Genomic DNA, 13,620 nt, shown 5'->3' with positions numbered 1-13,620 from the left:
TTAAGCAAATGACGATGCTCCGCATCTTAGCGTAAAAGAAAAAGCTACGGCGTAGCGTCACTATGCTTAACCCCGTACGAGAGTACGGGGCTAAACCATCACAAACTCACCGAATACACCTTAAACTTCCCCGTCTTCGCCAACACCTGATGCAGACCGAAACACCGATCCAATAAATCTGCATACGGCAAAAACGCATTTGCTACAATTCTCAATTCTCCACCTGCTTTTAAATGTTGTTTTGCTTGTTCAATTAAGGTTGTTACCGCCTGATATGCCGTATCAATGCCATCATGAAATGGGGGGTTAGAAATAATCAAATCAAATTTACCTTGAATATGAGAAAATACATCACTCGCAATCACTTCACCAGCCAAGCCATTTTCATCTAACGTCCGTTTAGCCGAAGCAATCGCCATAGCATGAATATCACTCATGACTAAATTAATTTGCGGATTATGTTGTTTGATAAAAGCACCAATAACACCAGCCCCACAACCTAAATCCAGCACTTCACCCGAAATTTTCTGATTCAAAGTTGAAAGTAACAAATCTGTTCCCATATCCAGCTCATTCGCACTAAACACCCCTGGTAAACTTTGAATTTTTAGCTCACCTAATTTTGCATTTTGATAAGTTTTCCAATAACTCCCGACATCAAACTGCGGTGCTTTTTGCAAACAAAAATGATAAAGTCCACAACGTCTTGCACTATCAATCTTGCCAATATCGCCAAAAGGTGCGAGGATTTTTTCTACCGAACGCACACCACAACGATTTTCACCAATAATCAAGATTTCTTGATTGAGTGGCGAATTGGCTAATAATTGCATTAACTGAAATTGCACTTCTTGCTTATTCTTGGTCCAATAAAAAACTATCAAATCCGCTTGATCCTGAAAAATTTCGCCAAAATGTACCGCACTTTTGTCTTTTAAGCGGTTCACATAATCAAAATAACAAGACCAAATCTTGACAGATTTTCCCTGCGAACGAATTTGCATTGGAAAATTATCATTGACTCCCCCAGCAAATAAAACAGATTTATGTTCAAAAAAAGCGAGATGACGTTGTAAAACTTGGCTTTCAAGACTAAGCATGGTAATGATCCTATATAAAATTTTCGCTATTATACGCAATCTATTTACGAAACTCTAAAACCTATTTACAATAAAGCTAATTTTTTATTTTTGTGGATACAATTTTGAACCGCCGAGATCTTCTGTTACAACAAATGGGTATTACCCAATGGAAATTACGCCGTCCCGACACGTTAAAAGGGCTAGTGAATATTCAGGTACCTGAAAATATCCGTTTAGTGATTATTGCCGACATCCCCTTTTCCCTCAATGAAAAATTTATGCAGGATGTATTACTAAGTTGTGAGATTGAACCGAATGATTGCTTGTTTATTGATTTTGAACAAACCAATCATCTTAATATAGAACAAGAAGTAACTTATTGGCTGATCAGCAAAAATACTGAAAAAATTGACCGCGCTTTGCCCTTATGTCAACATTCCATCGCGCAATGGCGAAGCCCCGATCTCGCGACATTAAAACAAGATCCCAAGGAAAAACGCCATTTTTGGCAACAAATTCAAACTCTAAATCAACCTTAAATTAACTGGACGAAAAAATGACTGATGTAATTGCTATGGGTAAAGCGGCCAGACAAGCCGCTTTTATCCTTTCCCAACTTTCTCAACAACAAAAAAACAAGGCGTTACAACAAATTGCTGATCAACTTGAACAACAACAGGATCGCATTTTACAAGCGAATGCTAAAGATATTGAAATTGCTCAACAAACAGGTTTAAGCGAAGCAATTATTGACCGCTTATTGCTGACACCAGAACGCTTAACTGGCATTGCCAATGATGTGCGTCATGTGATTTCGCTTGCTGATCCAGTGGGGCAATTAATTGACGGCGGTCTGTTGGATAGTGGTTTAAAATTAGAACGTGTACGAGTTCCTCTAGGTGTGATCGGTACGATTTATGAAGCTCGTCCTAACGTGACCATTGATGTAGCAAGCCTTTGTTTAAAAACGGGTAATGCAGTGATTTTACGTGGTGGGAAAGAAACCCAATATTCGAATAAAGTATTGGTGGAAGTCGTACAATCCGCTCTTGAGCAAACGGGTTTGCCAAAAGAAGCCGTACAAGCCATTACCGATCCTAATCGTGAGCTCGTCATGCAATTACTTAAATTAGATCGTTATGTAGATATGATTATCCCTCGTGGCGGTGCTGGGTTACATGAACTCTGTAAACAGCATGCCACTATTCCTGTCATTGTCGGAGGTATTGGTGTTTGTCATACCTTTGTGGAACAAAGTGCGGATCAAAATAAAGCACTTTCCATCATTGATAATGCCAAAACCCAACGTCCTAGCACTTGCAATACATTAGAAACCCTGTTAGTACAAGAAAGCATTGCCAGCCAATTTTTACCTAAATTGGCAGCACATTTAAAAGCTAAACAGGTAAAATTTCACGCCGATTCCACCGCACTTTCTATTTTGCAACAAGCAGGAGCAGACGTGGTGGCTGTGCAAGATCAAGAATTACGCCAAGAGTGGTTATCCAAAGATTTAAACGTAGTGATCGTGAAAGATATTGAACAAGCCATTGAGCATATTCGGGAATACGGTAGTCAACATTCAGAAGCGATTTTAACGGAATCACAAAAACTGGCACAACAATTTATATCACAAGTGGATGCGGCAGCGGTGTATGTTAATGCTAGCACAAGATTTACCGATGGTGGTCAATTTGGTTTAGGAGCAGAAGTGGCGGTGAGTACACAAAAATTACATGCTCGTGGCCCGATGGGATTAGAAGCATTAACAACTTATAAATGGATAGCAACTGGCAATTATGTATCAAGAGCATGATTGCTATTTTTCTACTTCTCTGCCATTAAATTATTTAGATTTACATCATTAATTTTTTGTAGATTTCTGAACAAAAAATAATAGAAGCTTAATGAACATAAGTGCAGTCGATTTCGGCTGCACACTTAAATACAATTTTAGTTCGCAGTATTTGGCCCAATATGAAGGACAATATTTAGTCTCTTTTACGACTCAACAACCACCAAGTAATAATCAGAAACATCACACTTGGCATTAACGCTCCAGCCAATGGTGGAACACTATAAACTAAACTGAGTGGTCCAAAAATTTCATTCACTACATAAAACAAGAAACCAAAGCAAATTCCTGCTACAATTCTTGCTCCGGCGGTCACACTTCGCAATGGTCCAAAAATAAAAGATAACGCAAGCAACATCATTACCCCTACCGAAATCGGTTGGAATAATTTTCGCCAGTAGGTTAATTCAAATTTCTTACTATCTTGTCCAGTTTGTTTCAAGAAACTAATATAATCCGATAATCCTGAAATTGATAATGACGTGGGTTTTAAGGAAAAAATACCCAGTTTATCCGGCGTCAGGTTAGTTTTCCACTTATCATTAAGTTTATTCTGGGTCATGATCTGTTCTTCCGTAATGGTGGATGTATTGATATTTTTTAATACCCACTCACCATTTTGATAAACGCCTTGATTGGCATGAGTCATTTGTTCCAACCTACGGTTATCATTAAAACGATAAATATAAATATCATTTAATTTAGCATCTTCGGTAATACGTCTGACAAAAATAAAATCATTACCGTCTTTCGCCCATACACCATTCTTTACTGATAGCATAGAACCACCGGAAATAGCTTTTGCTCGCATATCTCGAGCATATTGTTCCGTTTGTGGAATTCCCCATTCACCAATAATCATAGTTAATACCACCAAAGGAAGTGCGGTTTTCATCACCGCTAAACCGATTTTTAAACGGGAGAACCCTGCTGATTGCATCACCACTAATTCACTTCGACTGGCTAAATTCCCTAACGCAATTAATGCCCCGAGCAATGCCGCCATTGGGAAAAAAGTTTCAATGTCTTTCGGCATCGTCAACACAGTATATAAAATGGCTTGCAGACTGTCGTAAGAACCTTTTCCTACACTACGAAATTGTTCCACGAATTTAATAATCGCGGAGAGTCCAACTAAGGTTAATAACGTGGCAAAAATCGCCCCTAAAATACTTTTACCAATATAACGATCTAAGGTATTCATCATGGTGCTTATCCTTATGCCAGTTTAGGTTTATTAAATAGGTTACGGATTTTATACATAAACGCCGTTTCCCAGCTATTTAACACAATCCCTAATAACAAAAATACCACATTCACTAATGGCATCCATAAGGTAGCGTCTAATTTGCCGGCACCGCCTGCGGATTTCAATGAACTCTGCGCTAAGAAATAGATTAAATATAATAAAAGTGCGGGTAAAATTTTGGCAAATCTGCCCTGACGTGGATTCACACGGCTTAATGGTACCGCCAACAACGCCATTAATGGCACTGCCAACACTAAGGTAATTCGCCATTGCAATTCTGCTTTTGCCGCATTTGATTTAGATTTATTTAACTCAGCAAAATTTAATGTTTCCGCTTCCTCAGAAGCTTTTGAATCAACAATTTGATGCCCTAAATAAGCATGATATTGATCAAAATTGGTGATTCTAAAATCCGGCAAAACCGCAGTACCTTCAATTCGTTGACTTTTTTCCAAACTTAACAATTGATCACCATTTGGTAAAGATGTCAATTCTCCTAGTTCTGCTGTCACTACAGCGGGTTTAAAATTCTTTTTCGGTTTCATTTGGAAAATATACACATCATGAATTTTGTTATTATTGATCTCATTAATAAATAGTACAAAATCCCCATTATCCGACGACATAAATTGCCCCGAACTTAACGCTGCCATACGTGGGTTAGCTTTGGCATCTTCCACGATATCTGTTTGTCTTTTTATCGCCCATGGTGATAGCCATAATGCATTATAAGCAGCTAATCCTGCGGTAAACACAGATAAAATCAACACTACTTTAACTAATAGGCGAGAGCCCACGCCACAGGCACGCATCACGGTAATCTCACTTTCGGCATAAAGTCGCCCGAACGTTAACAAAATGGCAATAAATAACGATAACGGCAACATTAATTGTGCCATGGTTGGCATACCTAAACCGAGCAAAGAGACGACTAAATCTGCTGGCACTTTGCCATTCGCCGCAGAACCTAATACTCTAACAAGTTGTTGACAAAAGAAAATCAGAAGTAAAATAAACAAAATCGCCACTTGGCTTTTGAACACTTCCTTAAATAAATATCTATTTAAAATCACATTATGCCTATCATTCTGTTACAAGATTTTTCTTGCAATTTATAAAAATTGGGTTAATTTAAACCGCACTTTGTCGGTATAAAGCTAGTCGGCTATGATACCTTATTTTTAAGTATAAAAACAGTAGGAAACAAAATGAAATATTCAGCAAATACCACCGCGCTCTCCAGTGCAGATGCCATATTATTAGCTATTTTTGAGCAAGGCGAACTGTCAAATATTGCCAAACAATTTGACCATTGCAGTGAAATTAGTTCGCTGATTAAGTGCGATGAAATTTCAGGAAAAATCGGACAGATCAGTTTGTTACGCCAAAATGGGCAACGTTTAATTTTGGTGGGAGCGGGCAAACAAGGTGAAATCAGCGAACGTGAATTTAAACAGATTGCACAAAAAGCGATTCAATTTGTTAAACAAACCGCCACCAAAACCTTGGTTAATGGGTTAACGGATGTAAAAATTAAAGATCGTGATTTATACTGGAACATCCGTTTTGCCCTCGAAACTTTTGTCGCAGAAGATTATATTTTCGATCAATTTAAAAGCAAGAAAAGCGACGTTCAACACAAATTAAGCGAAATTATTTTCCATACTGATGCCCCACAAGCAGAACAAGCTATTCAGCATGCGAAAGCCATTGCGTTGGGTACAAAAATAGCCAAAGATGTGGCAAATTGCCCACCGAATGTGTGTACACCTACCTATTTAAGTGAACAAGCAAAAAATCTTGAAAAACATACCGCACTTTTAACCACCACCGTGCTAGATGAAAAAGATATGGCAAAATTAGGTATGAACGCTTATTTAGCCGTTTCGCGTGGTTCACACAATGAAGCTAAACTGAGTATTTTAGACTATAAAAATCACCCTAATCCCAATGCAAAACCTATCGTGTTAGTGGGAAAAGGATTAACCTTTGATGCGGGTGGTATTTCGCTTAAGCCAGCCGCTGAGATGGACGAAATGAAATACGATATGTGTGGTGCAGCGAGTGTCTTGGGTGTGATGAACGCTTTAGTTGAATTGCAATTACCCCTCAATGTGATTGGCGTGTTGGCAGGTTGTGAAAACCTACCTGACGGCAACGCTTATCGCCCAGGTGATATTCTAACCACCATGAATGGACTAACTGTAGAAGTGCTAAATACTGATGCAGAGGGACGTTTAGTGTTGTGTGATACATTGACTTACGTTGAACATTTTGATCCTGAATGTGTGATTGATATTGCCACCTTAACTGGGGCTTGTATGATTGCATTAGGTCAGCATAACAGTGGTTTAGTTTCGAGCGATGATGATCTTTCTGCCCAATTATTGCAAGCCTCACAACAAAGCCAAGATAAAGCATGGCGTTTACCGTTAAGCGAAGAATATCAAGAGCAGCTTAAATCGAATTTTGCCGATTTAGCCAATATTGGTGGACGTTTTGGTGGTGCTATTACGGCGGGGGCGTTTTTATCTAATTTTGCGACCAAATACCCTTGGGCGCATTTAGATATTGCGGGCACAGCTTGGTTACAAGGAACGAATAAAGGGGCAACTGGACGACCTGTTGGGCTGCTCACCCAGTTTTTAATCAATCAAGTGAAATAATAAAATATAAGGTGCGTTTATTCGCACCTTAATTCCATTTTATTTGTTGGCAATAATCACTGCCCTTTTCGGTGCGGGATAGCCCTCAATAGTTTTACTGTGATCTTCTGGATCTAAAAAATCAATCAGACTTTCATTGTCTAACCAATCTGTTTTACGCTGTTCTTCCAATGTCGTCATGGCTTGATCAACACAACGTACATGACAAAAACCTACTTTTTGTAACCAGTTAATCAAACAGGCAACAGAGGGGATAAAATACACATTTTTCATTTTGGCATAACGATCTGCTGGCACCAGTACGGTATTCACATCACCATCAATCACCAAGGTTTCTAGCACTAACTCTCCCCCTTTGCGGAGTTGATCTTTTAGTTGACTTAGATGATCTAACGGTGATTTGCGATGATATAACACGCCCATCGAAAACACCGTATCAAACACACCCAACGGTTGCATTTGTTCAATGCCTAAAGGAATTAAATTCGCTCGGCGGTCATTATTGAGCAGTTTACGAACTGCCTCAAATTGGCATAAAAATAATTCTGTCGGATCAATACCGACCACCATTTTAGCCCCCTCGCCAACCATTCGCCACAGATGATAACCACTGCCACAGCCGACATCTAAAATGGTACGATCTTGCAATGGGGCTAAATGCGGTAATACCCGATCCCATTTAAAATCTGACCGCCATTCACAATCAATATGTACGCCATACAGATGATAAGGACCTTTTCGCCACGGCATAAGCTGTTTAAGATGATAAACCAAACGCTGTTGTTCACCGTCCGATAACGGAAAATCTCGCTCCGATTTCACCGCGGTTTTTAAATCAATCTGATCAGCCGTTAAGTGCGGTAAAAAATCTACGACTTTTGCCCATTTAGCATAATCACCATGAGTTTGTTTTTCCCATTGTTTGAGTTGCAAAGGCAATGTTTCCAACCACGCCGATAAATTAGTGGTAGCAATTTGTTGATAAAAAGGACGAAAATCAATCATAAAATTCACATAAATTTGAGAAAGGTCACATTTTACCTGATTTGTACTTGTATTTCTATTTTACTTTTCGCTATCCTAGACGATTATTTTTTAAATCTAGGGACGTTGAAGTTAAATGAATTGTGTTGAATTATTAGTCAATATCACGCCCAACGAGACCCGAATTGCCTTGATGGATTCGGGGATTTTGAAAGAAGTGCATATTGAACGCCAAGCTAAACGTGGTATTGTCGGGAATATTTATAAAGGTCGTGTGACTCGTGTTTTACCCGGCATGCAATCCGCTTTTGTAGATATTGGCTTAGAAAAAGCGGCTTTTTTACATGCTTCCGATATTGTTTCTCACACCGAATGTGTGGATGAAAGTGAGCAAAAACAATTTGTGGTGAAAGACATTGCTCAATTAGTTCACGAGGGACAGGATATCGTGGTACAAGTGGTCAAAGATCCCATTAGCACCAAAGGGGCAAGGTTAACCACAGATATTACTTTACCATCTCGCTATTTAGTCTTTATGCCAGAAAATAGCCATGTGGGTGTATCACAACGTATTGAAAGCGAAGAAGAAAGAGCAAGACTCAAAGCCCTGACAGAACCCTATTGCGATGAACTTGGCGGTTATATTGTTCGTACCGCAGCGGAAGGGGTGAGTGAAGAAGAATTAAAACAAGATGCGGATTTTTTAAAACGTGTTTGGCGAAAAGTGATGGAACGCCGAGCAAAATATAAGACCAAATCTGAGATCTATGGTGAACTCGCACTGACACAAAGAGTATTGCGTGATTTTATTGGTCAGGGCATTGAGAAAATTCGTATTGATTCAAAATTATGTTTTGCGGAAGTAAAAGAATTTACCGAAGAATTTATGCCTGAACTCACCGATAAATTAGTGTTATATTCTGGTGATCAGCCGTTATTTGATGTGTATGGGGTGGAAAGTGCCATTAATATCGCATTAAATAAACGGGTTAATTTAAAATCTGGCGGCTATTTAATTATTGAGCAAACCGAAGCGATGACTACGATTGATATTAATACGGGGGCATTTGTCGGGCATCGTAATTTAGAAGAAACCATCTTCAACACCAATATTGAGGCTACTCAAGCCATTGCACAACAGTTACAATTACGTAATTTAGGCGGTATTATCATCATTGATTTTATTGATATGCAAACCGAAGATCATCGTCAACGTGTCTTACAATCCTTACAGGAGGCGTTAAGTAAAGATCCTGTGAAAACTAACGTCAATGGCTTTACTCAACTGGGTTTAGTCGAAATGACCCGCAAGCGTACACGTGAAAGTTTAGAGCATATTTTGTGTGACGATTGTACGGCTTGCCAAGGTCGGGGACATACCAAAACCGTTGAAACTGTGTGCTATGAAATTATGCGTGAAGTAATTCGGGTACATCATTTATTTTCCAGTGAACAATTTACTATTTATGCTTCTCCAGCGGTGGCGGATTATTTGATTAAGGAAGAAAGCCATGGGTTGTTGGCGGAAGTGGAGATGTTTATTGGCAAGCAGGTTCAAGTACGTCCTGAGGTGTTTTATACGCAGGAGCAGTTTGATGTAGTGGTGATGTAAGTGGGATTTCGCCCACAGGGCGACTTACTTTTTCTTTGCTTGTGGCAAGTTCGGATTTCGCCCGATGGGCGACCATACTTTCTTTTGCTTATGCAAAAGAAAGTAGGCAAAGAAAAGCACACCCCGACTTCACCGCTTTTCTTCGCTTATTTGGTATTTTCTTCACGCTAAATTTTGAACTCGCTACGCTCAGACAGGCAAAATTTAGCTAAAAATACCAAAACGCTCAGGCGGTTCAGACAGGGCCCCAAGTTTTGATCGAGCGTAAATAAAAGTGCGGTTGAAAAATAGATATTTTCCTACTAAGCTACGGAGTAGCGTTACTATGCTTAACCTAGTACGCTAGTGCTAGGTGTTTTTCCACCTTATTTTATTCTACCACCAATGGGGTCCCCATGTTTGCCGCCTGAAAATGATTAAATTTGTAGGAAAATTTGTGCTGTTTGAGCGAAGCGAGTTGACAACTTTTCCGTTAAGCAAATTTAATCCTTTTCAGGAAACAAGGCAAAGTTGGGGTGTGCTTTCTTTTTGCTTACTTTTTCTTTGCACAAGCAAAGAAAAAGTAAGTCGCCATCGGCGAAACCCGATTTAACACAAACAACAAAATTTATGTTAAAATCACCGCACTTTTTTATTAACCAAAAACAATTATGCTAAGACAAGTCCAACAATCCCTACTCACCCAAAGCAACCTATCCCTACCTGATCTCCAAAACATCTTCGACATCATGTCACACCGCCAAATCGACTATGCCGATCTCTATTTCCAACTTAGTCAAGATGAAAGTTGGGTGTTAGAAGATAGCATTATCAAAGAGGGCAGTTTTCATATTGATCGTGGTGTGGGCGTACGTGCAGTAAGTGGTGAAAAAACTGGGTTTGCCTATTCTGACCAGATTAATTTAGCCAATTTACAACAATGTGCGAATGCAGTGAAAGGCATTGCACTACCCAATCAAAGCAATATTATCAAGCCATTACGTTTTAATGAAGTGAACGCTATTGCTCGTTATGCGGCGATTAATCCTTTAAACACCTTAAGCAAAGAACAGAAAATTGAATTGCTGCATTTGGTGGATCGCACTGCCCGTGCAGAAAGCCCCTATGTGACTAAAGTCACGGCAAATCTCACCGCACTTTATGAAGAAATATTAGTAGTTGCCACTGATGCCACCTTGGCAGCCGATATTCGCCCATTAATTCGCTTGTCCATTTCCGTTATGGTGGAAAAAGACGGTAAACGTGAACGTGGTAGTGCTGGTGTGGGTGCTAGAGTGGGCTTAGACTGGTTTTTTGAATCCTATTTAGGTGAACAGAGAGCCGTTTATTTTGCTAAAGAAGCCGTTCGCCAAGCCTTAGTCAATGTGAATGCAGTATCTGCTCCGTCTGGTTTAATGCCTGTAATTTTGGGTGCGGGTTGGCCCGGTGTGCTATTACATGAAGCAGTTGGTCATGGTTTAGAGGGGGACTTCAACCGTAAAGAAAGTTCATTATTTACGGGTAAAATCGGTGAGTTAGTCACTTCCCCTTTATGTACTATTGTAGATGACGGCACGTTACAAAATCGCCGTGGCTCCATAACCATGGACGATGAGGGTGTTCCAAGTCAATGTAATGTATTGATTAAAGACGGTATTTTGCAAGGCTATATGCAAGACAAAATGAATGCCCGTTTAATGGGTGTTGCCCCGACTGGCAACGGTCGCCGTGAAAGCTATGCACATTTGCCAATGCCACGTATGACAAATACCTATATGTTGGCAGGTTCAAGTAAATTTGATGATTTGATCGCCAGTGTCGATCAGGGTATTTTTGCACCGCACTTTGGTGGCGGTCAGGTGGATATTACGTCGGGTAAATTTACTTTCTCCATGTCAGAAGCCTATTTAATTGAAAAAGGCAAAATCACTAAGCCAATTAAAGGGGCAACGATGATTGGTAATGGGATTGAAGTCATGCAACAGGTGTCTATGGTAGCGGATAATTTAGAAATCGATCACGGCATTGGGGTGTGTGGTAAGGACGGACAAAGTGTACCAGTGGGGGTGGGGCAACCAGCTTGTAAGATTGAGAAGATAACGGTTGGGGGAACAAATTAGATTTTTATTTAATTTGTCCTTAACCTTTTTGTTTATGGCTAGATCGGGTTTCGCCGATGGCGACCATACTTTCTTTTGCTTGTACAAAAGAAAGTAGGCAAAGAAAAGCACACCCCGACTTCACCACTTTTCTTCGCTTATTTGGTATTTTCTTCACGCTAAATTTTGAACTCGCTACGCTCAGACATACAAAATTTAGCTAAAAATACCAAAACGCTCAGGCGGTTCAGACGGGGCCCCAAGTTTTGATCGAGCATAACAAAAGTGCGGTGAAAAAATAGATATTTTTTAAGCTACGGAGTAACGTTACCATACCTAACCTAGTACGCCAGTACTAGGTATTCTCAAATTTTCCACAGCACTTCATTCCACCACCAATGGGGTCCCCATGTTTGCCGCCTGAAAATGATTAAATTTGTAGGAAAAGTTGTGCTGTTTGAGCGAAGCGAGTTGACAACTTTTCCGTTAAGCAAATTTAATTATTTTCAGGAAACAAGGCAAAGTTGGGGTGTGCTTTCTTTTTGCTTACTTTTTCTTTGCACAAGCAAAGAAAAAGTAAGTCGCCATCGGCGAAACCGATTCCAATTAAAAAACTGAATTTTTATTCAAAACTATTGCATAAAAAATCAAATCCTTTTATCCTATCTAAAAAAATAAAGGAAGATCAAAATGCCCCAATACAACAGACAAACATTCGATCAAGTCATGATCCAAAACTACACCCCCGCTAACTTTATCCCCATCAAAGGAAAAGGCAGCCACGTCTGGGATCAAGACGGCAAAGAATATATTGACTTCACCAGCGGCATTACCGTTAATTCACTCGGTCATTGCCCTGATGAAATTGTGGAGGTACTCAAATCCCAAAGCGAAAAATTATGGCATTCAAGTAACTGGTTTACCAGCGAACCGACCCTTGCACTCGCCAGTAAATTAGTTCAACATACCTTTGCAGAGCGTGTCATGTTCGCTAATTCTGGTGCAGAAGCCAATGAGGCAGCATTAAAATTAGCTCGCCGTTATGCAGTAGATAACTATGGTTATCAAAAATCCACCATTATCTCCTTTAAACAAAGTTTCCACGGTCGTACGCTATTTACCGTCAGCGTTGCAGGACAACCGAAATATTCTGATGGCTTTGGTCCGAAACCAGCAGATATTATTCATGTTAAATTTAATGATTTAGCCAGCGTAAAAGCGGTGATTGATGATCGTTGCTGTGCAGTGATTGTCGAACCGATCCAAGGGGAAAGTGGGATTATTCCTGCCACCGCAGAATTTTTACAAGGCTTACGTCAACTTTGTGATGAAAATAACGCCTTGTTGATTTTTGATGAAGTACAGACAGGCGTAGGGCGTACCGGCTATCTGTATGCGTATCAAAAATATGGTGTTACTCCCGATATTCTGACTACAGCTAAAGCCTTAGGCAATGGCTTTCCGATTAGTGCCATGCTGACCACCACAGAGATTGCCAAAAGTTTTTCCCCTGGGGTACACGGCACCACCTTTGGGGGAAATCCATTGGCTTGTGCCGTCGCCGAAAAAGTGATTGATACCATTGCTGATGATCAATTTTTGGCTCAAGTTAACCGCACTTCTGCACTATTTAAAGCCGAATTAACTAAATTAAATGAACAATTTCATTTATTTAAGGAAATTAGAGGCGAGGGGTTATTAATTGGTGCAGAATTAATTGAAAAATACCAAGGTAAAGCAAGTGATTTTGTCAAAGTGGCAGCAGAAAACGGCTTAATGATTTTAGTGGCTGGACCGAATGTGTTACGTTTTGCACCCGCATTAAATATCAGTGAACAAGATCTCTTACAAGGTATTGAGCGATTAACTAAAACCTTAAAATGTTTCGACTAAAATAAAAAGCAAAAAAGCGTTAACCTTGTGATTAACGCTTTTTTTTGAATTTGGTTGCGGGGGCTGGATTTGAACCAACGACCTTCGGGTTATGAGCCCGACGAGCTACCAAGCTGCTCCACCCCGCGTCTGATGTGGTGTAATATACACTGAAAAATCATGAATGCAAGAAAAAAGATGTAAAATCAATTCGTTTGCCTT

The 13,620-nt window shown here is 39.8% G+C and carries 10 protein-coding genes and 1 tRNA gene; 6 read left to right on the top strand and 5 right to left on the bottom strand.

All coding sequences use genetic code 11. The annotated features are described in order from the left end of the window. Nucleotides 1–98: 98 nt before the first annotated feature. A complete protein-coding gene (gene rsmC / locus O1Q79_RS02235; RefSeq protein ID WP_386692758.1) occupies nt 99–1,100 on the bottom strand; it encodes a 16S rRNA (guanine(1207)-N(2))-methyltransferase RsmC in 1,002 nt (333 codons plus the stop codon). 92 nt (nt 1,101–1,192) lie between these two features. Between rsmC and O1Q79_RS02230 the strand changes: the two genes are divergently transcribed. Then, on the top strand, nt 1,193–1,621 hold the full coding sequence (locus O1Q79_RS02230) for a DNA polymerase III subunit psi (protein ID WP_386692757.1): 429 nt from the start codon (nt 1,193–1,195) through the stop codon (nt 1,619–1,621). Nucleotides 1,622–1,638: 17 nt separating this feature from the next. Beyond that, on the top strand, nt 1,639–2,898 hold the full coding sequence (proA, locus tag O1Q79_RS02225) for a glutamate-5-semialdehyde dehydrogenase (protein ID WP_386692756.1): 1,260 nt from the start codon (nt 1,639–1,641) through the stop codon (nt 2,896–2,898). Nucleotides 2,899–3,073: 175 nt separating this feature from the next. On the opposite strand, the gene lptG is transcribed toward proA, so the two are convergent. Both lptG and lptF read right to left on the bottom strand, forming a co-directional pair. After that, nucleotides 3,074–4,144, bottom strand: a complete 1,071-nt coding sequence (gene lptG, locus O1Q79_RS02220) for an LPS export ABC transporter permease LptG (RefSeq protein ID WP_386692755.1) — start codon at nt 4,142–4,144, stop codon at nt 3,074–3,076. A gap of 11 nt (nt 4,145–4,155) precedes the next feature. Beyond that, the gene (gene lptF, locus O1Q79_RS02215) at nt 4,156–5,259 is read right to left on the bottom strand and encodes an LPS export ABC transporter permease LptF (protein WP_386692754.1); all 1,104 of its coding nucleotides are present in this window, start codon (nt 5,257–5,259) and stop codon (nt 4,156–4,158) included. Nucleotides 5,260–5,394: 135 nt separating this feature from the next. Here lptF and O1Q79_RS02210 point away from each other — a divergent pair, with 135 nt between their 5' ends. Then, nucleotides 5,395–6,852, top strand: a complete 1,458-nt coding sequence (locus O1Q79_RS02210) for a leucyl aminopeptidase (protein WP_386692753.1) — start codon at nt 5,395–5,397, stop codon at nt 6,850–6,852. Nucleotides 6,853–6,891: 39 nt separating this feature from the next. Here the strand turns inward: O1Q79_RS02210 and cmoB are convergent, their stop codons facing one another. Next, nucleotides 6,892–7,857, bottom strand: a complete 966-nt coding sequence (gene cmoB / locus O1Q79_RS02205; protein ID WP_386692752.1) for a tRNA 5-methoxyuridine(34)/uridine 5-oxyacetic acid(34) synthase CmoB — start codon at nt 7,855–7,857, stop codon at nt 6,892–6,894. Between the two features lie 115 nt (nt 7,858–7,972). On the opposite strand from cmoB, the gene rng reads away from it, so the two are divergent. From rng to O1Q79_RS02190, 3 genes are all read left to right on the top strand, one after another. Beyond that, complete coding sequence (gene rng, locus O1Q79_RS02200; protein ID WP_386692751.1) at nt 7,973–9,448, top strand: ribonuclease G; 1,476 nt, start codon at nt 7,973–7,975, stop codon at nt 9,446–9,448. 650 nt (nt 9,449–10,098) lie between these two features. Then, the gene (tldD, locus tag O1Q79_RS02195; protein WP_386692750.1) at nt 10,099–11,547 is read left to right on the top strand and encodes a metalloprotease TldD; all 1,449 of its coding nucleotides are present in this window, start codon (nt 10,099–10,101) and stop codon (nt 11,545–11,547) included. A gap of 669 nt (nt 11,548–12,216) precedes the next feature. After that, the gene (locus O1Q79_RS02190) at nt 12,217–13,419 is read left to right on the top strand and encodes an aspartate aminotransferase family protein (RefSeq protein WP_386692749.1); all 1,203 of its coding nucleotides are present in this window, start codon (nt 12,217–12,219) and stop codon (nt 13,417–13,419) included. A gap of 51 nt (nt 13,420–13,470) precedes the next feature. Here the strand turns inward: O1Q79_RS02190 and O1Q79_RS02185 are convergent. Then, nucleotides 13,471–13,547, bottom strand: a tRNA-Met gene (locus tag O1Q79_RS02185). Nucleotides 13,548–13,620 lie beyond the last annotated feature (73 nt).

The organism is Lonepinella sp. MS14434 (assembly GCF_042468235.1).
Classification (GTDB): domain Bacteria; phylum Pseudomonadota; class Gammaproteobacteria; order Enterobacterales; family Pasteurellaceae; genus Lonepinella.
The sequence above is the reverse complement of the archived record's forward strand: the minus strand, read 5'-3'. Positions and strand labels throughout refer to the sequence as shown.